General features: G+C 67.9%; 22 protein-coding genes, 1 tRNA gene and 1 pseudogene. 9 read left to right on the top strand and 15 right to left on the bottom strand.

Going from position 1 to position 23248, the window contains the following annotated elements; translation table 11 throughout:
• Positions 1–1259: 1259 nt before the first annotated feature.
• Positions 1260–1397, bottom strand: a complete 138-nt coding sequence (locus tag QNA08_RS07600) for a hypothetical protein (protein ID WP_422679886.1) — start codon at positions 1395–1397, stop codon at positions 1260–1262.
• Positions 1398–1469: 72 nt separating this feature from the next.
• Between QNA08_RS07600 and QNA08_RS07605 the strand changes: the two are divergent.
• Positions 1470–1574, top strand: a pseudogene (locus QNA08_RS07605) (IS5/IS1182 family transposase); the annotation flags it as partial.
• 22 nt (positions 1575–1596) lie between these two features.
• Here the strand turns inward: QNA08_RS07605 and QNA08_RS07610 are convergent.
• Genes QNA08_RS07610 through paaN form a run of 4 tightly spaced genes read right to left on the bottom strand, consistent with a single transcriptional unit; the run spans position 1597 to position 6773 of the window.
• Positions 1597–1791 (bottom strand): hypothetical protein, encoded by a 195-nt coding sequence (locus QNA08_RS07610; RefSeq protein WP_283740382.1) that lies wholly within the window; start codon positions 1789–1791, stop codon positions 1597–1599.
• A 22-nt stretch (positions 1792–1813) separates the two neighbouring features.
• Positions 1814–3895: a 3-hydroxyacyl-CoA dehydrogenase NAD-binding domain-containing protein gene (locus tag QNA08_RS07615; protein ID WP_283740099.1), complete on the bottom strand. Its 2082-nt coding sequence runs from the start codon at positions 3893–3895 to the stop codon at positions 1814–1816.
• Positions 3896–3897: 2 nt separating this feature from the next.
• A complete protein-coding gene (gene pcaF, locus QNA08_RS07620) occupies positions 3898–5106 on the bottom strand; it encodes a 3-oxoadipyl-CoA thiolase (RefSeq protein WP_283740100.1) in 1209 nt (402 codons plus the stop codon).
• A gap of 17 nt (positions 5107–5123) precedes the next feature.
• A complete protein-coding gene (paaN, locus tag QNA08_RS07625; protein ID WP_283740101.1) occupies positions 5124–6773 on the bottom strand; it encodes a phenylacetic acid degradation protein PaaN in 1650 nt (549 codons plus the stop codon).
• Positions 6774–6901: 128 nt separating this feature from the next.
• Between paaN and paaG the strand changes: the two genes are divergently transcribed.
• Genes paaG through paaK form a run of 3 tightly spaced genes read left to right on the top strand, consistent with a single transcriptional unit; the run spans position 6902 to position 9513 of the window.
• Entirely contained in the window at positions 6902–7690 is a 789-nt protein-coding gene (gene paaG / locus QNA08_RS07630) for a 2-(1,2-epoxy-1,2-dihydrophenyl)acetyl-CoA isomerase PaaG (protein WP_283740102.1), read from the top strand.
• Positions 7687–8163 carry a hydroxyphenylacetyl-CoA thioesterase PaaI gene (gene paaI, locus QNA08_RS07635; protein WP_283740103.1) on the top strand — a complete coding sequence of 159 codons (477 nt, stop codon included), beginning with the start codon at positions 7687–7689 and terminating at the stop codon, positions 8161–8163. Before paaG ends, paaI begins: the two co-directional genes overlap by 4 nt.
• Before the next feature lie 18 nt (positions 8164–8181).
• Positions 8182–9513 carry a phenylacetate--CoA ligase PaaK gene (gene paaK, locus QNA08_RS07640; RefSeq protein ID WP_283740104.1) on the top strand — a complete coding sequence of 444 codons (1332 nt, stop codon included), beginning with the start codon at positions 8182–8184 and terminating at the stop codon, positions 9511–9513.
• A gap of 150 nt (positions 9514–9663) precedes the next feature.
• On the opposite strand, the gene paaE is transcribed toward paaK, so the two are convergent.
• The 7 genes from paaE to QNA08_RS07675 form a co-directional block, all read right to left on the bottom strand.
• Positions 9664–10800, bottom strand: coding sequence for a 1,2-phenylacetyl-CoA epoxidase subunit PaaE (paaE, locus tag QNA08_RS07645; protein WP_283740105.1), 1137 nt, complete (start codon positions 10798–10800; stop codon positions 9664–9666).
• Positions 10801–10812: 12 nt separating this feature from the next.
• Complete coding sequence (gene paaD / locus QNA08_RS07650) at positions 10813–11286, bottom strand: 1,2-phenylacetyl-CoA epoxidase subunit PaaD (protein ID WP_283740365.1); 474 nt, start codon at positions 11284–11286, stop codon at positions 10813–10815.
• A 104-nt stretch (positions 11287–11390) separates the two neighbouring features.
• A complete protein-coding gene (paaC, locus tag QNA08_RS07655; protein WP_283740106.1) occupies positions 11391–12167 on the bottom strand; it encodes a 1,2-phenylacetyl-CoA epoxidase subunit PaaC in 777 nt (258 codons plus the stop codon).
• 69 nt (positions 12168–12236) lie between these two features.
• Positions 12237–12524, bottom strand: a complete 288-nt coding sequence (gene paaB / locus QNA08_RS07660) for a 1,2-phenylacetyl-CoA epoxidase subunit PaaB (RefSeq protein ID WP_283740107.1) — start codon at positions 12522–12524, stop codon at positions 12237–12239.
• A 17-nt stretch (positions 12525–12541) separates the two neighbouring features.
• Positions 12542–13528 carry a 1,2-phenylacetyl-CoA epoxidase subunit PaaA gene (paaA, locus tag QNA08_RS07665; RefSeq protein WP_283740108.1) on the bottom strand — a complete coding sequence of 329 codons (987 nt, stop codon included), beginning with the start codon at positions 13526–13528 and terminating at the stop codon, positions 12542–12544.
• Between the two features lie 196 nt (positions 13529–13724).
• Positions 13725–14600: a phenylacetic acid degradation operon negative regulatory protein PaaX gene (paaX, locus tag QNA08_RS07670; RefSeq protein WP_283740109.1), complete on the bottom strand. Its 876-nt coding sequence runs from the start codon at positions 14598–14600 to the stop codon at positions 13725–13727.
• 44 nt (positions 14601–14644) lie between these two features.
• Positions 14645–15334 (bottom strand): TetR/AcrR family transcriptional regulator, encoded by a 690-nt coding sequence (locus QNA08_RS07675; protein ID WP_283740110.1) that lies wholly within the window; start codon positions 15332–15334, stop codon positions 14645–14647.
• Positions 15335–15711: 377 nt separating this feature from the next.
• On the opposite strand from QNA08_RS07675, the gene QNA08_RS07680 reads away from it, so the two are divergent.
• From QNA08_RS07680 to QNA08_RS07700, 5 genes are read left to right on the top strand one after another with little or no spacing between them, the layout of a single operon-like run.
• Complete coding sequence (locus QNA08_RS07680) at positions 15712–16899, top strand: ABC transporter substrate-binding protein (protein ID WP_283740111.1); 1188 nt, start codon at positions 15712–15714, stop codon at positions 16897–16899.
• 52 nt (positions 16900–16951) lie between these two features.
• Positions 16952–17824: a branched-chain amino acid ABC transporter permease gene (locus QNA08_RS07685; protein WP_283740112.1), complete on the top strand. Its 873-nt coding sequence runs from the start codon at positions 16952–16954 to the stop codon at positions 17822–17824.
• Entirely contained in the window at positions 17824–18771 is a 948-nt protein-coding gene (locus QNA08_RS07690) for a branched-chain amino acid ABC transporter permease (protein ID WP_422679882.1), read from the top strand. The genes QNA08_RS07685 and QNA08_RS07690 overlap by 1 nt, the downstream gene beginning before the upstream one ends.
• On the top strand, positions 18768–19556 hold the full coding sequence (locus tag QNA08_RS07695) for an ABC transporter ATP-binding protein (RefSeq protein WP_283740114.1): 789 nt from the start codon (positions 18768–18770) through the stop codon (positions 19554–19556). Before QNA08_RS07690 ends, QNA08_RS07695 begins: the two co-directional genes overlap by 4 nt.
• Positions 19543–20244 carry an ABC transporter ATP-binding protein gene (locus QNA08_RS07700; RefSeq protein WP_283740115.1) on the top strand — a complete coding sequence of 234 codons (702 nt, stop codon included), beginning with the start codon at positions 19543–19545 and terminating at the stop codon, positions 20242–20244. The genes QNA08_RS07695 and QNA08_RS07700 overlap by 14 nt, the downstream gene beginning before the upstream one ends.
• Before the next feature lie 339 nt (positions 20245–20583).
• On the opposite strand, the gene QNA08_RS07705 is transcribed toward QNA08_RS07700, so the two are convergent.
• The 3 genes from QNA08_RS07705 to mnmA all read right to left on the bottom strand — a co-directional run bounded on the left by QNA08_RS07705 (position 20584) and on the right by mnmA (position 23081).
• A tRNA-Met gene (locus tag QNA08_RS07705) sits at positions 20584–20660 on the bottom strand.
• 501 nt (positions 20661–21161) lie between these two features.
• A complete protein-coding gene (locus tag QNA08_RS07710; protein ID WP_283740116.1) occupies positions 21162–21815 on the bottom strand; it encodes a class I SAM-dependent methyltransferase in 654 nt (217 codons plus the stop codon).
• Between the two features lie 93 nt (positions 21816–21908).
• Positions 21909–23081 (bottom strand): tRNA 2-thiouridine(34) synthase MnmA, encoded by a 1173-nt coding sequence (gene mnmA / locus QNA08_RS07715; RefSeq protein ID WP_283740117.1) that lies wholly within the window; start codon positions 23079–23081, stop codon positions 21909–21911.
• Positions 23082–23248 lie beyond the last annotated feature (167 nt).

The raw sequence follows: 23248 nt of genomic DNA on the forward strand, positions 1-23248 counted from the left end.
GCAACTGCCCCGTCGGGCGGCGGCCATGCGGTCATCGGCGGGGCTTCCCACGGTCGCCGCGCACAGCGCGCGCCCGCGCCGCCCTTGCGTCGACCCGCTTACGGACCGACGGGACTGTTCGACTGAGGAAGACGACCGATCCGCGCGCCATCGGCTGGCCATGTCGGCCGCCAAACGCAGGAAAGTTTACCCGTGCCGGATTGCCTCAACCCTGACGGGCAGCAGGACTGCGGGGCACCTCCACTGGAAATTTCCAATAATGGCCCCTCAGAACCTCTTGACAGGTACGGTGATCAATCGCAACCGGCAAGCCAAACTCCGCAAAGCCCTTGCCAATCTTGAGCCCGAGCGTCGCACCGGCCTGCGACAGCATCGCCTCCCTGCGAGTTTTCTCGCCATATTTTCCTGGTTACCACGTTAGACGCAGAAGTTACGCATGCTATCCACAGTTGTAAATGGGAACATTTCATTTTTCTCGCGCAACTGAAGGAACGTTCATTCCATATCCGCCAAGGGATCAATATTTTGGGCGCCTCGCGTTGTCGTGGTTACGACATTTCGTGCGTGGTACGGTGTTATGAAGCAGAAAAAGGGGTTGGAATACCTTCCGTAGACCAGTATCCGGCAATCGACGCCGATCGATGTGGGATCTCCTTCGCTCTGTGCCGGCGCCGGCGGAAGCCATTGACGATCAGGTCACAACTTCCCCCCGGAAATGCCGCGGGAAGGGAGGACACGACCCTGTCCGTCGCAACCCGTCGCGTATGGTTCGTGCGTGTCCGATGCAACTTCCCGCGATCACGCACCGCCCGGCATCGCCGCGGCGAAATGGACGAGGGCTGAACGGAATCACCCCGATCCTCGCGTGCTGCCCCCAGGGCCGGGAGAGAAAGCCAGGCTGCAGGCGAGTGACGGGTGGCGTTGCGCCAAGTGCCGCGCGATTTTGAGCGCTACAACTCATCCACGCGGGGGGCGAGGTCGCCGGCCGGCTCAATGCTCTTCTCGGCAAGAGCTCATCAGAACGGTATGCTTGTAGTGTAGGGAAAGATGGTGGCGGAGGTCCGCTACCACCGCCCCCCCCCCGACAAGACCTGCCCCGTTTCACGCTGGAATTGGATGCCGCATAGGTTCGAGACAGTGGAGCGATACCGTTCGTCCCCACACCAGCTCGACCTGCGCCATGAACCGCGGCTACGACGCCGAGGGCTTCGTCAACCGGCTGCACTCGATGAACGTGACGCCGCACGTGGCGCAGAACCTCACCCGCAGCCTCGGCCGCTCTCCTTCTCGGCCTGCTTGACCCACTGGCGCAGCGTCTCGGCCGTGCAGCCGATCTTCGCCGCGATCGAGGCGATGGCCGCCCATCGGGAAGCGTGGTCGCTCTCGTGCTCGAGCACCCGGCAAACCCGGCGCGGTTCACCAGCGGATTGCGCGAGGAGCTGATTCAAGGCTGACGGAAGGCGCCTTGGATGAGCCAGCATCTTTATTGGCTGGACGATGCGGCCTGGACGGCGATTGAGCCATTGCTTCCGCGTGGGTGGCGTGGAGCGCATCGAGGAGATGCTCGCCGGGTGATCTCCGGGATCATGCACATGCTCAAGACCGGTGCGCGCTGGCGCGATTGGCCGGTCCACCAACGTCGGGGGCGTGGCGCACCATCGCGGCAAAGTCGAGCCCGGCGCTCGAAGCGCGGGCCGCGATGCGCCCGTCGATGGCGCTTGGAACGTTCACGAGGTCCCTCGTGGGAGCGAACCAGCGGTCGAGGTCATCGCTTTCGAGAGCGAAAGCCATGCCGTCTCTCCTGCCGGCCCGCTCACGGCCGGCGCCATTGGGCGAAGGTCTCGCCCCTGCGGGCGAGATCGACGAGAAGGGGCGAGGGCTCGGACCCCGCGCCGCCGGCGGCATGCGCGGCTTCCACCTCGCGCAGCACCCGAGCGAGGCCGGTCTGGTCGGCGGCCCACATGGGTCCGCCCCTGAGGCGCGGGAAGCCGTAGCCGTCGACGAAGGCGAGATCGATATCGGAAGCGCGCAGCGCGATGCCCTCAGCGAGCACCTTGGCGCCCTCGTTTGCCATCACGGCGACAAGGCGCTGCTCGATCTCCTCGGCCGTGAACCTGCGGGGAACGATGCCTTTCGCCGCGCGAGCCCGGGCGATGATCCCTGTCGTGACAGGATCGACGGCCTTCTTGCCGGCGGCGTCATAGGCATACCAGCCGGCTCCCGTCTTGCGGCCGAGCCGCCCCGCCTCGCAAAGCATGTCCGGGATCGAGACGTAGCGTTCAGCCGGATCGCGCGTCGCCGCCCGGCGCTGGCGCATGGCGAAGGCAATGTCGAGCCCGGAGAGGTCAGAGACCGCGAAGATGCCCATGGCGAAGCCATAGGCCTCGAGCGCGGCATCCACCTCCTCGGGCGACGCGCCGTCCTCGACCAGATATTCCGCGTGGCGGCGGTACACCGCATAGATGCGATTACCGATGAAGCCGTCGCAATTGCCCGCCACCACCGGCCGCTTGCCGATCTTCTTCGCGAAGCGCAGCACGGTGGCAACGACGTCGGGCGCCGTCCTGGCGCCGCGCACGACCTCCAGCAGCTTCATAATATGGGCTGGCGAGAAGAAGTGCAGGCCGATCACGTCCTGCGGACGGGCAGTGGCCGCGGCGATGGTGTCGATATCGAGATAGGACGTGTTGGTGGCGAGCACGGTCCCGGGCCGCGCCACCGCATCGAGACGGCGGAAGATGTCGCGCTTGACCCCGAGATCCTCGAAGGCCGCTTCGATGACGAGATCGGACGTGGCGACGGCCGACCAGTCGTCGGACGCGGCAACGCGCGCAAGCCGCGCGGCAGCATCCCCGACCGTGAGACGTCCGGCCTTCACCTGCCGGTCGTAGAGGCCCCGCACCCGCTCCGCCCCGGTCACGGCGGCAGCAGCGTCGCGCTCGATCAGCGCGACGGGAAAACCCGCGTCGGCGAGCGCGATGGCAATGCCCGCGCCCATGGTGCCCGCGCCGATCACGGTTATTCGGCCGATGGGCCGGGCTTCGGCGCCCTCGAGACCGGGCACCTTCCCTGCCTCGCGTTCGGCGAAGAAGAGGTGGCGCAGGGCCTTCGCCTCGGCGCTCTCGCGCACCTTCAGGAAGGCGCCGCGTTCCCGCGCGAGCCCTTCCGAGAACGGGACGCTCCCCGCAGCACGCACGAGCGCGATCGCTTCCTCCACGGCCGGCAACCCCTTCGCCTGCTTGAACGCAGTTGCCACGGCCGCCGCCTCCGCCGCCTCGTCGCCCGCCGGCACCGGCTGCGCCGAGAGACGCCGCTTGGCCACCGCAGGAGCGCGGGCAACGGCTGCTGCAAGGAGATCGCCATCGAGCACCGCATCCACGATGCCGGCCTCCAGCGCCTCGTCGGCTTTCAGAATGCGGCCACCGCAGATGAGCGGGATGGCCGCCGCAATGCCCGTAAGGCGCGGCAGGCGCTGGGTGCCCCCCGCGCCCGGGACGAGCCCAAGCCGTGCCTCGGTCAGGCCGAGGGACGCCCCGGGGCTCGCCAGGCGACAGTCACAGGCGAGCGCGATCTCGAGACCACCTCCGAGCGCGGGCCCGTCGATGGCGGCGACGATCGGCTTGTCCAGCCCGTCGAGGGCCGCAACCACATCCGGCAGCAAGGGCGGGGCTGGCGGCGCATTCATCTCGCGGATGTCGGCGCCCGCGATGAAGCGACCCGGCCCGCCGGCAATGACGACGGCCGCGATGGCCGCGTCGGCCGCGAGCGCCGACAGGACATCGAGGAGCCCCTGGCGCGCGGGGCCCGACAGGGCGTTGACCGGGGGGTGATCGACGGTGACGACCGCCACGCGGCCGCGGACCGTGACCGAGACGGGCGAAGGCCGCACGTCCACGGTCACACCCGCTCGATGAGCGCGGCGATGCCCTGGCCCACGCCGATGCACATCGTGGCCACCGCCCGCTTCCCGCCCCGTGTCTCCAACGCGCTGACGGCTGTCATCGCGAGCCGCGCCCCCGACATGCCGAGGGGATGGCCGAGCGCGATGGCACCACCATGGGGGTTCACGAAATCGGCGTCGTCCGGAAGTCCGAGTTGCCGCAGCACCGCGAGCGCCTGGGAGGCGAAGGCTTCGTTGAGCTCGAAGAGATCGATGTCGCCGAGAGACAGCCGGTTCCTCTCCAGGAGCTTTCGCGTCGCCGGCGCCGGGCCGATCCCCATGACGCGCGGCGGCACGCCGACCTGCACCATCGACACGACGCGTGCGCGCGGCGAGAGCCCATGCCTGCGCGCCCCCTCCCCCGAGGCGAGGATGAGCGCGCCGGCTCCATCATTCACACCCGAGGCGTTGCCGGCCGTGACGGATCCGCCATCCCTTCGGAACGGCGCCTTCAGCTGCGCGAGCTGCTCCAACGTCGTGTCGCCGCGGGGATGCTCATCCCTTGCGACAACCGTGACACTGCCCTTCCCGCCCTTGACCTCGATCGGCGCAATCTCGCGATCGAAGAAGCCGGCCTCCCGGGCCGCCTTGACGCGCTGCTGCGAGCGCAGGGCGAACAGGTCCTGGTCCTCGCGCGAGACCCTGAACTCAGCAGCGACGTTCTCAGCCGTCTCCGGCATGGAGTCGACGCCGTACTGGGCCTTGAGCAGGGGATTGACAAAGCGCCAGCCGATGGTCGTGTCGAAGACCTCGGCCTGGCGCGAGAAGGCATCCGCGGCCTTGCCCATGACGAAGGGTGCCCGCGTCATGCTCTCAACGCCCCCGGCGATGACGAGGTCCGCATCGCCCGTGGCAATCGCGCGTGCGCCGATGCCAACGGCATCGAGGCCCGACCCGCACAGGCGATTGACGGTAGTGCCGGGGACGGTAACGGGCAATCCCGTCAGGAGCACCGCCATGCGGGCGACGTCGCGGTTGTCCTCGCCGGCCTGGTTGGCGCAGCCGAGAACGACATCGTCGACCGCCTCCCAGTCGACGGAGGGATGGCGCTCCTTCAAGACGCGCAGGGGATGTGCCGCGAGATCATCGGCGCGCACGTCCTTCAGGGCCCCGGCATAGCGGCCGATGGGCGAACGCACGAAGTCGCATATGTAGGCGTGAGCCATCACGGTCTCCGGAGGGGCTAGGCGGCGGCGGGGCGGCGCACGCAGGCAACTGTGAAGCGTTGGGCGACGAAGGCCGCGTCGGTGAGGCAGGCGTTGCCCGCCGGATTGGCGCCCGTGACGTGATAGTCGGAGAAGGCGGCGCTCTGGTTCACGTAGATGCCGCCGGTCAGGTTGACCGACAGGGGTACGCCGGCTCGTGCGTAGAGCGGCGCCACGCGCTCCGGCAGGGAGGCGTCGCGCGTGTAGAGGGCGGCGGTGATGGCGCCGCGGGTCCGGGCGGCCCGCGTCGCCCGCTCGATGGCATCCGTGCTGTCGGCGCAAGCCACGAGGAAGCTGATGGGGCCGAAGCGCTCCTCCATATAGGCCTCCTCGCGGCCCGCCTCGACTGCGAGCAGGAGTGGCGTCGCAGTGCGCGCCCCGTCGACGCCCAGCGACGCGCTGTCGCGGACAACGCGACCGAGGCCCCTTGCCTCTTCTATGCGGGCGAGCGTCGCCGGGTTCTGGATCGCTCCGGTGACCGCGAGCGCGCGCTCCGGCCCGGCCAGCAGAAAGTCAATGGCCCCAGCGATCGACGAGGCGACCTCGTCGAAGGACTTGTGCCCCAGGTTCGTATCGATCCCTTCCTTCGGCACGAAGAGGCATTGCGGTGCCGTACACATCTGACCGCTGTAGAGTGACAGGGAGAACGCGATGTTCTGGCACATGGCGTCAAAATCGTCCGTGCCGTCGATGACGATCGAATTGACGCCCGCCTCCTCTGTGAACAGCGGCTTGCCGCGGACGTGTTCGCGCAGCCAGGCCCCAAAGGCAGAGGACCCTGTGAAATCCACGAGCCCGATCTCGGGCCGCGTGGCGAGCGCCGCGGCGATGGGATCCTCCTGCGTATCGACCGCGAGCTGGACGACATCTGGATCGAAGGCCTGCTCCTTCAGAACCTCACGGGCGATCCGCACCGTCAGAGCCAGGGGCAGGATCGCCGCGGGATGCGGTTTCACGATCACCGCATTGCCGGTGACGAGATTGGCGAACAGGGCCGGATAGCTGTTCCAGGTCGGGAAGGTGGCGCAGCCGATGACGAGGCCGATGCCGCGCGGAACGATGAAGAAGCCCTTGTCGAGACGGACCATGGCACGGCCAGCCGGCTTTTCCCAGCGCACCTCGCCGGGCACGCGCGACATCTCCTCGAAGGCATAGGCTACCGCCTCCAGCCCGCGATCCTGCGCGTGCGGACCACCCGCCTGAAAGGCCATGGCAAACGCCTGGCCGGTCGTGTGCTCCACAGCGTGCGCCATCAGGAAGGAGGCGCGGTTGAGCCGCACGAGAATCTCGAGCGCGACGCCGGTACGCACCTCGGCGCCGGCCTCCGCCCAGGACGGCGCGGCCGTAAGAGCCGCAGCGATGAGCGCGTCGGGGTGGGCGCGCGGATAGGTGATGCCGAGCTCGGGGCCGAAGGGGGAGACTTCTGCACCGACCCGCGCCTCGGGAGACGACTGATCGAGATCGAACGGCTTGCCGAGCAGTTTCTCGAAGGCTGCCCTGCCCTCCTCCCGCGCCGTCTCGCCGTAAGTGCGCGGCACCTCCGAGAAGGCGCTCCAGTAGCCTCGCTCGCGCGCCGCGTTCCGCGCCCCGTCCAACAGCTCGCGATGCTCCTCGAAGAGTCCAGCCATGCAAATTCTCCCGTCGCTCGGATCCGTACCGGCTTCCCCGGTTGACAAGGGGGCCTCGTGCGATAATGATTAACCGATCGCTCGGTTAATTCAAGAGGCTCGACAAGAGCCCGATCAGGGAGGTCAGCGTGGAGCCTTCAGTTCTCGTGGAACGGCGTGAGGGATGGACTTGTCTGACCCTCAACCGGCCCGACAAGCTCAACTCCTTCAACGAAGACATGCACGGCCGGCTTGCTCGCGCGCTCGACGAAGCCTCGACCGACGACACCTGTCGCGCCATCCTCCTTATCGGCGCGGGGCGCGGCTTCTGTGCCGGACAGGACTTGTCGGACCGCGTCGGCCGCGAAGGCCCACCGGACCTCGGCGCCACCATCGAAGCCTTCTACAACCCGCTCGTCCGTCGCATCCGCACGCTCCGCAAACCGGTGATCTGCGCGGTCAATGGCGTGGCCGCCGGCGCAGGAGCCAACATCGCCCTCGCCTGCGACATCGTCATTGCCGCGCGGTCGGCCAAGTTCATCCAGGCCTTCTCGAAGATCGGGCTCGTGCCGGATTCCGGTGGCACGTTCTTCCTGCCGCGTCTCGTCGGCGATGCGCGCGCCCGCGCCCTGGCAATGCTCGCAGAGCCGGTGGCCGCTGAGCAGGCCGAGGCGTGGGGCCTGATCTGGAAGGTCGTAGACGACGAAAGCCTGCGGGACGAGGCGCAAGGCCTTGCCGCGCATCTGTCCCGCCAGCCGACGCAAGGCCTCGCGCTGATCAAGGAGGCGCTCAACGCCTCCGCCGCGAACGATCTCGACACCCAGCTCGACCTCGAACGTGACCTGCAGCGCCGGGCCGGCCAGACTCCCGACTATGCCGAAGGCGTTCGCGCCTTCGCGGAAAAGCGGGTTCCGATCTTCACCGGGAGGGCGTCATGACAGCCGGCATCGCCTCCGTCCGCAGCTCCGAGGAAACGGCGCGGCTCGCTGCCGACACCATGTGGGCGGGCGATAACGCCAGTCGCGCCCTCGGCATGGAGATCCTCGGAGTCGGACCCGGCACGGCAACGCTTGCCATGACGGTGACCGAGGCCATGACCAACGGCCACGGCACGGCGCATGGCGGCTTCATCTTCGCGCTCGCCGACAGCGCCTTTGCCTTCGCCTGCAACTCCCATGGTGACGTCACCGTCGCCTCCCACTGTGACATCACCTTCATCCGGCCCGGGAAGCGAGGCGACCGCCTGATCGCCACGGCGCGCGAGGTGTCCCGCGCCGGGCGGTCCGGCATTTACGACGTCCGCGTCAGCGCCGATGGCGTTACCATCGCCGAGTTTCGCGGGATGTCCCGCACCGTCGGCGGCTCCTTCATCGAGGCCGTCGCCAGCGCGCCAGAGAGCCGCACGCCATAAACCAAAGAGGAGGAGACGATGAACATGGCTGTCCCAGCCGCCGCTTTCCGCCTGACCGACGGCGGATTGGATGCCGCCGAACGCGCCTCGCGCGACGAGATCCAGTTTCTCCAGCGCGAGCGTCTCGCCTGGTCGCTGCGTCACGCCTACGAGAACGTGCCCTTCTATCGGCGGAAGTTCGACGCGGCCGGCGTGCACCCGTCAGATTTTCGCGATCTGCCGGATCTCGCGAAGTTCCCCTTCACGATGAAGCAGGATCTGCGCGACAATTACCCCTTCGGTCTCTTCGCCGTGCCGCGCGAGAGGCTCGCACGCATTCACGGTTCGTCGGGCACGACGGGCAAGCCGATCGTCGTGGGCTATACCAAGGCCGACCTCGACATGTGGGCGGACGTCATGGCGCGCTCCATCCGCGCCGCCGGCGGGCGTCCGGGCATGATGGTGCACGTGGCCTACGGCTACGGCCTGTTCACCGGCGGCCTCGGCGCCCATTGCGGCGCCGAGCGCCTGGGCTGCACGGTGGTCCCCATGTCCGGTGGCATGACCGAGCGCCAAGTGCAGCTCATCACCGATTTCTCGCCCGACATCATCATGGTGACGCCCAGCTACATGCTGACCATCCTCGACGGCTTCATCAAGGCAGGGATCGACCCGCGCTCCTCCTCCCTCAAGTTCGGCATCTTCGGGGCCGAGCCATGGACCAACGCCATGCGCGAGGCCATCGAGCGCGCGTTCGGCCTCGACGCCACCGACATCTACGGCCTCTCCGAGGTGATCGGGCCCGGCGTCGCACAGGAATGCGTGGAGACGAAGGACGGCCTGCACATCTGGGAGGATCATTTCCTCCCCGAGATCATCGACCCCGAGACCGGTCAGGTGCTGCCCGACGGCGAGAGGGGCGAGCTGGTCTTCACCTCCCTCACCAAGGAAGCCTTCCCCGTCATCCGCTATCGCACGCGCGATCTGACGCGACTCCTGCCGGGCACCGCCCGCCCGGGCATGCGGCGCATGGAAAAGGTCACCGGCCGGTCCGACGACATGATCATCCTGCGCGGGGTCAATGTCTTCCCCACCCAGATCGAGGAGGCACTGCTCGCCACCGAATGGTGCGGCGGGCACTTCCTCATCGAGCTGTCGCGCCAGGGGCGCATGGACGAGATGACAGTCTACGCCGAGGCTCGGCAGGATCACTGGGACGGGGCCGGCCTCCAGGCGCAAGCCGAACGCCTCGTCACGCGCATCAAGGACACGATCGGCATCACGACGCGCGTCGTGATTCAGGGCCCCGAAACCATCGAGCGCGCGGCGGGCAAGGCCAGGCGCGTGATCGACAGGCGCCCGAAGGCGTAAACCACTCCGCTCTCTGATGGGCGGGGAGACAGATGGCAACGGCCGGCGGACAAGAACAGGGCGCCCGGGACCGAGCCCTTCCCGGGTCGCCCCGAAACGGACGAGGCGCGGTGGAGCGGGGCCGCGCCGGCGAGCCGCCCCGCGAGGACCTCAGACCTGGTCGAAATCCACCACGATCCGATCGGTCGTCGGATGCGCCTGGCAGGTGAGCACGAAACCTGCCTGGATCTCCCAGGGCTCCAGCGAGTAGTTGACGTCCATCCGAGCCGAGCCTTCCACCACCTTGGCGCGGCAGGTGGAGCACATGCCCCCCTTGCAGGCAAAGGGCAGATCGAGCCCCGCCCGGAGCGCAGCGTCGAGAATGGCCTCCCCCTCCGCGACAGGGACCTCGCGGCGCTTGCCGTCGATGACGAGCGCCGCAACCTGCGCCGGCGGAGCCTCGGGCGCGACGGGGGGCTTCGGACGCGGGCGCCCGCCATGGGCCGAGACGAAGCGCTCCACATGGATCCTGTCCGGGGCAAGGCCGAGTTCCCTCAAGGTCGCCTCGACATCGTCGATCATCCCCGCGGGACCGCAGACGAAAGCGTGATCGACCGCAACCGCCGGCACGAGGGCGGTGAGGAGGCGGCGGACCTTCTTCCCGTCGAGCCGTCCATTGAGGATCGGCAGGTCCTGCTCCTCCTGGCTCAGCACATGGAAGATCGACAGGCGACCGATGAAGCGATCCTTCAGCTCCTCGAGCTCCCGGCGGAACAGCATGTCCGCGGTCGAGCGGTTGCCGTAGAAGAGGAAGAAGCGGCTCGACGGTTCGCCGGAAAGCACGCCGCGCAAGATGGAGAGGATCGGAGTGATGCCGGAGCCGGCGGCAAAGCCCACGTGAATGCGGCCGTCCCCGGGAGCGTGGGCGAGACCGAAGCGGCCGGTGGGCGTCATCACGTCCAGCTCGTCGCCGACCTTCACCTCCGCATTCGCCCAGGAGGAGAAGAGCCCGTCTTCCATGCGCTTGACCGCGATGCGCAGTTCACCGTCCTCGGGCCCGGAGCAGATCGAGTAGGAACGCCTGACCTCCTCGCCATTGAGCGTGGCGCGCAGCGTGAGGTACTGGCCGGGCGCGAAGCTGTAGTCGGCGGAGAGATGGGGCGGCACGGCAAAGGCAATCGACACGGCATCCCGGGACTCGCGCCTCACGTCCCCCACGACGAGCCGGTGGAAGCGCGGGACGGAGCTTGCGGGAGCGCCTGCGGGGGGCGCGGCGGGAGAAGCGGGGGCAGGGGTCGCGGTCAGCATGGCCTTACCTGGTCAGTGGCATTTGAAATAATCGAAGGGCTCCCGGCAGGCGTTGCAGCGCCAGAGCGACTTGCAGGAGGTCGAGCCGAAGGGGGCGATCTCGCCGGTGTCGGTTGATCCGCACTGAGGGCAGGCCACTTCCTCGACGCCGAAGAGAGCCCGGCGTCCGCCACCCTTTCGCGGCGGGGCGATGCCGTAGTCCTTCAGCTTGCGCCGCCCCTCCTCGCTCATCCAGTCCGTGCTCCAGGCTGGCGAGAGGACCGTGTTGACCCGAACCTCCGGGAAACCCGCCTTGGCGAGCGCGAGCTCGATCTCGACGCCGATCATGTTCATCGCCGGACAGCCGGAGTATGTGGGTGTGATGTCCACCTCGACACGGCCGTCCACGATCCGCACGTCGCGCAGCACGCCGAGATCGGCGATGGTGAGGACCGGGATCTCCGGATCGACGACATCGCCCGCGATTCGCTGCACCTCGGCGCACATCGTCTCGGACAACGGTCGCTCCTTCGGCACCTCTCCCGAGCGCGCCCCGTCGCCCGGCCGCAGGTCGACGGGAGCGGCGCGCTTTCCGGGCGACCGCGCGGTCGTCACCAGTTCTCCCCCGGCATGGACCGCTGGAGATATTGCATCTCGGCGAGCAGATGGCCGAGATGCTCGCTGTGCCGGCCGATGCGCCCCCCGTTTCGCATGAAGCCCTCCTTCGGCACCTCCAGACCTGCTTCCGCCAGCACATGGGCGACGGTCCGGCGCCAGGGGACCCGCAGCGTTTCGGGATCGATGCCGATGCCGTCCGCGATCACGGCGCGATCGCCCTCGTCCACTTCGAACAGCTCTCCGGTGAACGGCCAGAGATCGGTAAGAGCGGCGATCGTACGGGTACGGCTCTCCGCTGTACCGTCGCCCAGGCGCACGATCCATTCCGCGCAGTGGCGGACGTGATAGGTCATCTCCTTCTCGGCCTTGGCGGCGATGGCGGCGAGGGTCGCATCGCGCGAAGCCATCATGGCCCGCCAATAGGGTTCGGCGAAGGCCGCGTAGAGGAACTGCCGGACGATGGTCCTGGCGAAATCCCCGTTGCGCTGCTCCACCAGGAGCAGATTGCGGTAGCCCCTTTCGTCGCGGAGATAAGCGAAGTCATCCTCGTCATGGCCGGCCGCCTCCACCGCCCCGGCATGGCCATAGAGGGCGCGCGCCTGTCCGATGAGGTCGAGGCCCATGTTGGCGAGCGCCATCTCCTCCTCCATCATGGGCGCGTGCCCGCACCATTCGGAGAGACGATGGCCGAGGACGAGGGCATCGTCCGCGCGCCGCAGCAGATAGGAGACGAACGGCGTCTCCGCCACTCGGATGGAGCCAGAGGCCATGGCGTTTTCCTGTCCCTCAACGCGGCGAGCCCGCGCATGTCTTCGGTCGGCGGAGCGATCGCCAACCACTCACATGTGCCCGACTTCCTCGGGCACTTCGTAGAAGGTCGGGTGGCGATAGATCTTGGAGGCCGTGGGCTCGAACATCATGCCCTTGTCAGCCGGATCGGATGCCGTGATCGCGTGCGAGGGCACCACCCAAATGGACAGCCCCTCGCCCCGCCGCGTGTAGAGGTCGCGAGCGGCCTGGAGGGCAAGCGTCGCGTCCGGCGCGTGGAGCGAGCCCACATGCTTGTGCGACAGGCCATTGCGGGAGCGGATGAACACCTCCCAAAGGGGAATCTCGGCTGCGGCCATGGACGTTCCTCCAGATATCAGGCGGCCGCCCTGACGCGGCTCTTGGCGGCATGTGCGCATGCGGCCTCCCGCACCCAGGCGCCATCCTCGTGCGCCTTGCGACGGGCCGCCATGCGGTCGGCGTTGCAGGGGCCGTTGCCGGCGATCACCTGACGAAACTCCTCCCAGTCGATGGCGCCATAGTCCCAGTGCCCCGTCTCCTCGTTGAACCTGAGGTCGGGATCGGGAATGGTCAGGCCCAGGTAGCGAGCCTGCGGCACGGTGGCGTCGACGAACTTCTGCCGCAGCTCGTCGTTGGAGAAGCGCTTGATCTTCCAGCGCGTCGAGGCCTCCGAATGCCGGCTGTCAGCGTCCGGCGGACCGAACATCATGAGGCACGGCCACCACCACCGGTTCAGAGCATCCTGCGCCATCTCCCGCTGCGCCTCGGAGCCGCGTACCAAGGCAAGCATGATCTCGTAGCCCTGACGCTGGTGGAAGGACTCCTCCTTGCACACCCGGATCATGGCGCGGGCGTACGGCCCGTAGGAGCAGCGGCAGAGCGGGATCTGATTCATGATCGCCGCGCCGTCCACCAGCCATCCGATGGCACCGATATCGGCCCAGCTCAGCGTCGGGTAGTTGAAGATGGAGGAGTACTTCGCCTTGCCGCTGAGAAGCTGATCAATGAGCTCCTCACGCGAGACGCCGAGCGTCTCCGCGGCGGCATAGAGGTAGAGCCCGTGGCCGCATTCGTCCTGCACCTTCGCGAGAAGGGCGGCCTTGCGGCGGAGGGACGGAGCGCGCGTGATCCAGTTGCCCTCGGGCAGCATGCCGACGATTTCGGAATGGGCATGCTGGGAGATCTGGCGGATCAAGGTCTTCCGGTAGGCCGCCGGCATGAAGTCGTTCGGCTCGATGCGTTCCTCCGCATCGATGCGTTCCTGGAAGCGGGCGAGGATCGCGGCATCCTCGATCGTTCGTTCCGCAGCCTCCGGACCGGCATTGAGAGCCTGTGTGTACATCTGCTCCTCCCGACTTTGGAGCCACTATATGTAACTAAAATTCGAACGACAACATTTTTTTGTAACATATGACATTGCCCGTGACACCACGCGAACGCCGCCACGAGGGCCGGCGTGACCGGCATGCCGGTCGCATGCTCGGTAACATATTGAAAAAAAAGACTTTCAGACCCTATAGAGCGGCGTGGGACATCGGTCAGGACTGTTCCTGAAAGCGCCGGAATACCTCCGCCCCCGGGGGCAACCGGGCGCCGCTCTCATCCACCGCATGGGCATCGAGCCACCGTTCGGAGGGGACGACGAGGTCCTTGTAGAGGCTCGCACAGAGGGCGCGTGCGGCAGTTCCCGGCCAATCGTCCGGCAGCACCTCGACCGGGAGGATGGGATCGCGCAGGACGATGCGTCGGTATTCGTGGATCAGCAGTACACGGGCAACCAGCGCGTCGATGTCGGCGAGGGTCGCATCGGCGTCGAGGGCGGCGCGCATGGGCGTGAAGGTGTCGATGAACCGCCGGTAGGCCTCGGCGGTCGCCTCCAGCGGCCAGCTGCGAGCGGCAAGCCTGCACAGCGCCTCCGCGTCACCGCGCGCCTCCAGCTTCAACGCGCCCTCCGCCGCGCCAGGGAGATCGGATCCGCCGGGGGCCACCCAGACGCCCGGTGCGGGAGATCCGAACCCGGCCTCCTCCAGCGCCGCCCGCGCCGTGTCCCGCTCGGGGCCTGGGGCGAGCAGAACGAGATCGAAATGCCCCGAAAAGCGCGGCGGGCGCGACGTGTAGATGTGCCGCGTCGCCTGGGCGAAGGTGGCGCGCCCCTTGTCCGCCAGTCGGTAGAAGCTGTTGCGGCCAACCCGGCTGCGCTCCAGCCATCCGTCGGAGGCGAGCCGCGACATGGCGGTCCTGACCACGCCTTCCGAAATGTCGAGCGCCTTGAAGAAGGCGAGCAGCGTGCCGAGCCATACGCATCCGCCCCGCGGCACGATGGCGTCGCCATAGACGGTGATGATGATCGACCAGGTGCGCGACGGCTCGCCCCGCAGCTGATCGAGTATTTGTCCGATGGCGGCCCGAGACATGTGCCGACCGGCGGGTCCCGCCCGCCGCTGTGCAGGTATCCGGCTCATGCGCTGCGCGCGCGACGCGCCCCCGACGCCAGACCTTTGCGGCGCTTGGCGTTGCCTGTGTTCGTCCCGACTTCCGCAGGCCCGGCCAGCGCGGCAGCGGCCTCCTCCGCCCCCGCCATGACGAGCCTCGTGACGAGACGGGCATAATCGTCCCGGGTCAGCCCCTTCCCTTCCCGAAACCAAAGGTAGTGCCAGTTCAGCATGCCGAACATCGACATGGTCAGCGGTTTCAGCAGTGGTCCCCGGCCAATGGCGGGCAGCGCTTCTGCCAGCGCGTCGGAGAGGATCGCAACGAGCACCCGCTCCATGTCGCGCAGCTGCTCCTGTTTCTCCTGCGGCAGGAGCTTCAGACTCGCGATCTGCACCTGATGCTCAGCGTCGGCGTCTCGGTACGATTCGAGCAGGGCCGCGGCAATGGCATAGACACGCGCACTCGCATCGCCCTCGCGCTGCGCCGCCTGCTCGACCGCCGCGATCAACTCCTCCAGATGGGCATAGAGGATGTCGAAGAGCACCGCTTCCTTGTCCGGATAGTAGTGATAGAGCAGTGCCTTGGAGACCCCGCAGGCCTCCGCGATCATGGTGATCGAGGTACCAGGATATCCGAACTGGGCGAACAGCTCCGCCGAGCGGTGGAGGATCGTACGACGTTTCGCATCATAGTCCTGGGCGCGGGTGCGAGCCATTCCGTTTCCCTGCCTTCCCGATCGCTGTGCCGTGGCGAGCAGCAGCCCGCCTCCAGCCTACCTCATGTCGCCGGCGCGGCCGCAGCGCCGAGCCAGGAGACCCGGCGAGCCAATAACAAAGATTATCCGATTGGTCGATCAATGCCGAAGAGCGCGGTGCAGCCCGCTTCGCCAGCTGGCCGCCAGCGCATCCCGCGACGGCGGTCTTCACGGCACAGCGCGCTGTCGCGGCCCCAAACTCGGAAATGATTGACCAGTCGCTCGGTCAATCTTAAACTGATTTCATCGCCGTGCAGCCGAGGTTGCAGCCGGCACGTCACGAGGCGGGTTCAACCGTCCGACCTTCGAAGCATGACCGTTCTTGGGAGGAACGCCACATGGGAACGACCATCGTCCGGCGGTGGATGTTGCGCGCGGCCGCGGTTTCGACCGCCGTTTCCGCAGTTGTCCTTCACGCAGGCGGATCGGGCGCGCTCGCCGCCGAGCCCATCAGGATCGGGGCGGTTCTGTCCGTGACCGGCTCCGCCGCCTTCCTGGGCGATCCGGAAGCCAAGACGCTGAAAATCTACGTGGATGAGATCAACAGGAAGGGCGGGCTCCTCGGCCGGCCCGTGCAGCTCGTTCTCTACGATGACGGCGGTGACGCCAACAAGGCACGCACCTTCGCCACCCGCCTCGTCGGCGACAACAAGGTGATCGCCATGGTGGGGGGCACCGGCACAGGCACCACGCTCGCCATGATGCCCGTGTTCGAGGAAGCCGAGATTCCCTTCGTCTCGCTGGCCGGCGGCATCGAGATCGTCGAGCCCGCCCGTCCCTTTGTGTTCAAGACGCCGCACACCGACAAGACCGCCTGCCAGAAGGTCTTCGAAGACATGAAGCTGCGCGGCTTCACCAAAATCGCGCTGATTTCCGGCACGGACGGCTTCGGCAAGTCCATGCGCAACCAGTGCCTCAAGGTGACCGGCGATTACGGCATCAGCATCCTGGCCGATGAGAGCTACGGACCGGCGGACGCCGACATGACGCCCCAGCTCAACAAGATCAAGAACACGGCGGGTGTTCAGGCTGTGCTCAACCCCGGCTTCGGCCAGGGCCCGGCCATCGTGACGCGCAACTATGCCCAGCTCGGGATCTCGTTGCCGTTCTACCAGTCGCACGGCGTCGCCTCGAAGAGCTTCATCGAGCTCGCGGGCTCCGCAGCGGAAGGAGTCCGCCTGCCGGCGCCTGCGCTCCTCGTCGCCGACAAGCTCGCGCCTGAAGACAAGCAGAAGGCGGTGGTCAGCGAATACAAGAAGACCTATGAGACGGCGACAGGCCAACCCGTCTCCACCTTCGGTGGCTATGCATTCGACGGCATCCAGCTCCTCGTGAAGGCCATCGAGCGAGCAAAGTCCGTCGACCCGCGGGCAATCCGCGACGAGTTGGAGGCCACGCGGGACTACGTGGGCGTGACAGGGATCTACACCATGGCTCCGAACGACCATCTGGGCCTCGGGGCCGAGTCCTTCCGCATGCTCGAGATCAAGGGCGGGGAGTGGGTCCCGGCAGCGCAGCCGCGCTGAGGCGCCTCCTCCCCGACGCCACAATCGTTCCTGCACGCTCGAGACAACGGTCATGGCCGAATTCCTGCAGCTGGTGTTCTCCGGCCTGACGGTGGGGGTGGTCTACGCCCTCGTCGCGATGGGCTTCACCCTCGTCTACAACGCCTCCGACGTCATCAACTTCGCCCAGGGCGACTTCGTGATGATCGGCGGCATGGGCACGGTCTTCCTTGCGAGCGCCGGCATTGCCCTGCCTTTGGCGGCCCTGATTGCCGTCCTCGCCGCGGTCGTCGTCGGCCTCCTCCTCCATCGGCTGGCGATCGAGCCGGCTCGGCGGGCGACGCCCGTCACCCTCATCATGATCACGATCGGCGCGTCCATCTTCATCAAGGGGGTGGCACTGATCGCATTCGACAAGCAGTTCCACTCTCTCCCGGCCTTTTCCGGCTCCGATCCCATCGCGGTCGCCGGCGCGACAATCCTGCCGCAGAGCCTGTGGGTGGCGAGTGGTGCGCTCGCCCTCTTTGCCGGGCTCAGCCTGTTTCTCAAGAAGACGCTGCTCGGCAAGGCGCTGCTCGCCACGGCCGCGAACCGCCTGGCGGCTCGGCTGGTCGGCATCAACGTCGCCGCGATCCTCGCCCTCGCCTTTGGCGTGTCCGCCGCCATCGGCGCCGTCGCGGGCATCCTCGTCACGCCCATCACTCTCACCCGCTACGACGTGGGCACGCTCTTCGCTCTCAAGGGCTTCGCCGCCGCCATGGTCGGCGGCATGGGCCATCCGTTCGGAGCGATTGCGGGCGGGCTCGCCATCGGGCTTCTGGAGGCGTTCGGCGCGGGCTATGTCAGCTCGACCTACAAGGATGCTGTCGCCTTTCTCGCCATTCTCCTCGTCCTCTTCGTGATGCCGCGCGGCCTGTTCGGCGGCCGCAGCGTGGAGCGTGTATGATGCTTGCAGCAGCCTTCACATCGCGCCGCGGCACGCTCCTCCTCCTTGTTGCGGTCATGCTGCTCGTGCCCCTCGTCGCGCCCTCCAGCTTCTATCTGCGCGTGGCTGCCCTGGTCTGGATCTTCGCCCTCGCCGCGCTGGGGCTCACGATCGTCATGGGCTATGCAGGGCAGGTGAGCCTCGGCCATGCCGGCTTTCTCGGCATCGGCGCCTATGCGGTCGCCATCGGCCCACGCCATCTCGCGCTCGATCCGCTGCTCTCTCTCGCCCTCGGCGCCCTGTTGTGCGGGCTGGTGGCCTATCTCGTCGGCAAGCCCATCCTCAAGCTGAAGGGCTACTATCTCGCCATCGCGACGCTCGGCTTCGGTCTGATCGTCGCGCTCGTCCTCGCCAGCGAGAGTGCCGTCACCGGCGGTCCGGACGGTATGCCGGTGGCCCGCCTCAGCCTCTTCGGCTGGCGCGTCACGGGTGCCCTGACCTGGTACTGGGTCACGGCGGGCGCGCTGCTCCTCGGCGCCCTTCTTGCTCTCAATGTCGAGGCGAGCCCGACGGGGCGGGCCTTGCGCGCCCTGCACGACAGCGAGATCGCGGCGGCCGGCGCGGGCGTCGACGTCGCCTCCAAGAAGCTCGCCGCCTTCGTGATAGGTGCGGTCTATGCCGGCATCGCCGGGGCCCTGCTTGCTCTCATGAACGGGCTCATCACCCCAGAGACGGCCGGTTTCATGCATTCCATCGAACTGGTCGCCATGGTCATCATCGGCGGCCTCGGCTCGGTCACCGGTGCCGTGGTGGGGGCGGCCTTTCTGGTCGTGCTTCCGCAGGCACTCACGAGCCTCCAGGAATACGAGCAGGCCGTGCTCGGTCTGCTCATCATGGTGTTCATGATCTTTCTGCCCTCCGGCATCGTTCCGACCCTCCGCCGGCTCGTTCTGGAGCGCGCGTCATGACCATCCTCGACGTGCAGGGCCTCGGCATCTCCTTCGGCGGCGTCGTCGCGGTGGACGACGTGTCGTTCACCGTGGCGCCGGGCGAGGTGTTCTCCATCATCGGGCCGAACGGAGCGGGGAAGACGACCCTGTTCAACCTTGTCACCGGCATCTACCACGCCGACCGGGGTCGCGTGCGTCTCGCCGGCGCGGACGTCACTGGCGTCGCCCCGCACCTTCTCGCCGGGCGCGGCCTGGTCCGCACCTTTCAGAATCTGCAGATCTTCTTCCGCATGAGCGCGCTCGAGAACGTGATGGTCGGCAACCATCTCGCAGAACGCACGTCGCTGCTCTCCGACCTCTTTGGTTTCCCGTCGGTCGCGCGGCAGAACCGCGCGACGAGGCGACGCGCTCTGGATCTCCTCGAGCGGGTCGGCCTCGCCCGCTACGCCGACGTCGCCGCCGGAGGGCTCCCTTATGGCGTGCTCAAGCGCCTCGAGATCGCCCGCGCGCTCGCCGCGAATCCGAAGGTTCTCCTCCTGGACGAGCCCGCGGCCGGCTGCAACGCCGTCGAGACCGAGGCCATCGATGCGCTCATCGGCGAGATCACAAGGGCGGGGATCGCCGTGGTGCTCATCGAACACGACATGAAACTCGTCATGCGGATCTCCGATCGCGTCCTGGTGCTGGCCCAGGGCCGTCGCTTGGCGGAGGGGCAGCCCCGGACAGTGCGCAACGACCCTTCGGTCATCGCCGCCTACCTCGGCGAGCATGGAGCCAGGGAGGCGGATCGTGCTTACGGTTGACACTCTGTCCACCGCCTATGACCGCATCGAGGTGCTGCATTCCGTCTCCCTCCACGTGAGGAAGGGAGAAATCGTCGCGCTGGTCGGCTCCAACGGCGCCGGCAAGACGACCCTCTTGCGCACACTGTCGGGGGTGCAGCCAGCCCTCTCCGGCCGCATTCTCTTCGAGGGCCAGGAGATCCATCGCCTGCCGGCGCATGTGCGGGTGGCGCGCGGCATTTCCCACTCCCCGGAAGGCCGACAGGTCTTCGGCCCCCTCACGGTCGAGGACAACTTGTGGCTCGGCGCCTTCAGGCGCCAGGGCGGAGCCTCGCGCGCGCGGCTCGACGCCGTCTATTCCACGTTCCCCGTCCTCGCGGAGAAGCGTCACGCGGCCGCCATGAGCCTCTCCGGCGGCCAGCAGCAGATGCTCGCCATCGGCCGCGCGCTGATGGCCGACCCCAAGCTCCTCATTCTCGACGAGCCGTCGCTTGGCCTCGCCCCCCTCCTGGTGGACCAGATCCTCGACGTCGTCGTCGACTTGAAGCGAAAGGGCATCACCGTCCTCCTCGTGGAGCAGAACGCCTCCGCAGCTCTCGCGATCGCAGATCGCGGCTACGTGCTGGAGACGGGACGGATCGTGCTTGAAGGAAGCGGCAAGGTCCTGCTCCTGGATCCGAAGGTGCGCGCCGCCTATCTTGGCACCTGAGCCGGCGTTCCCATCGAGACAGCGCACTGGCGCCTCCAGGAGAATGGCGAGATCGACGCCGGCGTCGATCGCCGTCGAAGCTGTAGCTTACCGCGATTTTCCGGACACGGGCGGCGCGCCTCACGGACATCGTGGGGCGCTGCAAAAGGCAAAGCCGATCACTGCAAAATTTTGCGCCGCGCTACAGCCTGCCCCGGCTGCAAACCCTAAGCCCCGCGAGGCACTACGCGCCCCCGGCCCTCCGATCGCCCCACTGCAAAATAACCGGGTCCCCCACAGGCATCTTGCAAGCTTCTTGGGAACAGAAGTGTTTCCGCAAGGTTCTCACGCGGGGATCAATGGTAGCGGAGGAGGGACTCGAACCCCCGACACGCGGATTATGATTCCGCTGCTCTAACCAGCTGAGCTACTCCGCCCCGCGCTGACACCTCGAGGGCGCAGCGGTGAATGCGGGCGATATAAGGAACGTGGCCGAAGGCTGTCAAGGAAGCTCGCGATCAGGTCGCAGCGCGGCTGGGGACAGCGCCCTCTCCCGCGGTGCAAGGACGCGACGGAGCGGTAACCTCGTTCTCGCGGATTGGCGGGAGCGGGCCTCTGGCATGTGATCGCATCACGTCCGCACAAGGGCGGTCCGCATCGTTGCGCCCGGTCCGCCGCAATCCCGCGATGCCCAGCCGGGCGCGACCGGTCGGCCTCACGACATGTCGGCATGCTCGCCGGCGCGCATGGGCGCTCGTCCCGGACGCGCTGACGGCGCTGCCGTCGTCACGGCCCGGAACGGGCGCGCCCGCGCCAAAGCCGCTTCCGTCGGTTCCTCGCAGTGGATGGCGTCCGAGCGGCACGATGCCCGCCCCGGCTCGGCTGCGATCTGCCGCGCCGGTCGGGCGCTGGACCATCGGGCGGGTGATGCGGCGGCTTCAGCCCTGCTTCCGCAGCCGCGCCACCTTGAAGAAGCCGCCGGGGAAGACCGGTTTCACCGAAATGAGCTGCAGATCCTTGCGACGCTCGGCCCAGGCCGCGATGCGCGCCACCTTGAACGCCGAGCTCCAGCCGACCTTCGCCGCCAGCGGGGCCACCGCCTCCTCGACCTCGGCCAGCGGCCCGCCGGCCGCGCCGAAATGGTTGGCGAGCACGATCTCGCCGCCCGGCCGCAGGACGCGGGCGAATTCGTCGAGCGCAGCCTCCGGATCCGGCACGAGGGTGATGACGAACTGCGCCACGACGGCATCGAACCGCGCGTCCGGCAAACCCAGGCGGCAGGCGTCCATGACCGCCAGCATGGCAACGTGGCGCAGGTTCTGGCGAACGACCTTCTCGGCCGCCCGGCGCAGCATGTCCTCCGACAGATCGACGCCGGAGACGCGCGCATGGTCCGGATAATCGCCGAGCGACAGCCCGGTGCCGACCCCGACCTCGAGCACGTCCGGACCGCAGGCGAGCGCGGCGGCAACCGCCTCGCGCCGTGCCGGCGCCGTCAGCCGCTCGTAGACCAGATCATAGACCGGTGCCCAGCGCGCATAGGCCTTGCGCATGTGCACCGTATCGGGTCCAGCGGCCTGTGCCCCGGTCATCTCGTCTCGCCCCCTCTTCGGCACCCATCGTCTACACACTCGACGTGTCAGCACGACGTCACCGGGCGTCGGTGCCTTGCCCGCGCGCCGCCGTCAAGCGGCGACGCCGCCCGCCACCTTGGCCGCGGCCGCCGGCGCGAGCGTGGAACCGATGGTGCCGCCGCCGAGAACGCGCGCGCGCCCTTCGAGGCTGTCGTAGATCACACATGCCTGACCCGGCGCCACGCCCTCCTCCGGCGCCAGCAGCTCCACCTCGGCACCAAGGGCGGCGGCACGCAGGACGGCCGGACGCGGCGCGCGCGTCGAGCGCACGCGCACAGCGACCTCCCGGCCCTCGCGCGGAAGGCTCTCCAGCGGCTCGTCCCCGATCCAGTTCATGTCCCGCAGCCGGATCGTGCCGGTGGCAAGCAGCTCCTTCGGGCCGACGACGACCCGCCCCCTCTCGGCATCGAGCTTGAGCACGTAGAGCGGCTCGCCCACGGAAAGCCCCAGCCCGCGGCGCTGCCCGACGGTGTAGTGAATGATGCCCTCGTGCCGGCCGAGGACGCGCCCGTCGACGTGCACGATGTCGCCCGGCGCCACCGCGCCCGGCTTCAGCCGCTCGATGATGTCGGTATAGCGCCCGTTCGGCACGAAGCAGATGTCCTGGCTGTCCGCCTTCTCGGCGACGGTGAGGCCGAACTCGCGCGCGAGCTCGCGCGTCTGAGGCTTGGTCATGTCGCCCAGCGGAAAGCGCAGGAGCTCGAGCTGTGCCTGGGTCGTCGCATAGAGGAAGTAGCTCTGGTCGCGGTCGGGGTCGGCGGCGCGGAAGAGCCCGCGGCGGCCGTCGGGCAGTGGCCTGCTGGCGATGTAGTGGCCGGTCGCGAGAACGTCGGCCCCGAGGTCCCGTGCGGTATCGAGGAGTTCGGCAAACTTGATCGAGCGGTTGCACTCCACGCAGGGAATGGGCGTCTCGCCGGCGAGGTAGCTGTCAGCGAAGCGCTCGATGACGGTGTCGCGGAAGCGGGATTCGTAATCGAGGACGTAGTGCGGAATGCCGATGCGCTCCGCCACGCGGCGGGCGTCGTGGATGTCCTGGCCGGCGCAGCAGGCGCCCTTGCGGTGCATCGTCGCCCCATGGTCGTAGAGCTGCAGCGTGATGCCCACGACATCGTAGCCCTCCCGCTTGAGCAGTGCGGCGACGACCGACGAGTCCACGCCGCCCGACATGGCGACCACCACGCGGGTGTCCTCGGGCCTCTTCGGCAGATCAAGGCTGTTGAGCATGGCTAGCCTCTGCAGGCCCTCGCAGGCCGTTTCCGACAGGTGCATCGATCCCCGCACCGGCCGATCGGCGCCTCTGGCACGTCTCGGCCGGCCCCTCGCCCCCGGCGACCGCACGCCCCTCGCCCACGGCGGATCGCTGGCGGCATTCCTCTGGCGGCATTCCTGGC

This window comes from Chelatococcus albus (assembly GCF_030067675.1).
Classification (GTDB): Bacteria; Pseudomonadota; Alphaproteobacteria; order Rhizobiales; family Beijerinckiaceae; genus Chelatococcus_A; species Chelatococcus_A albus.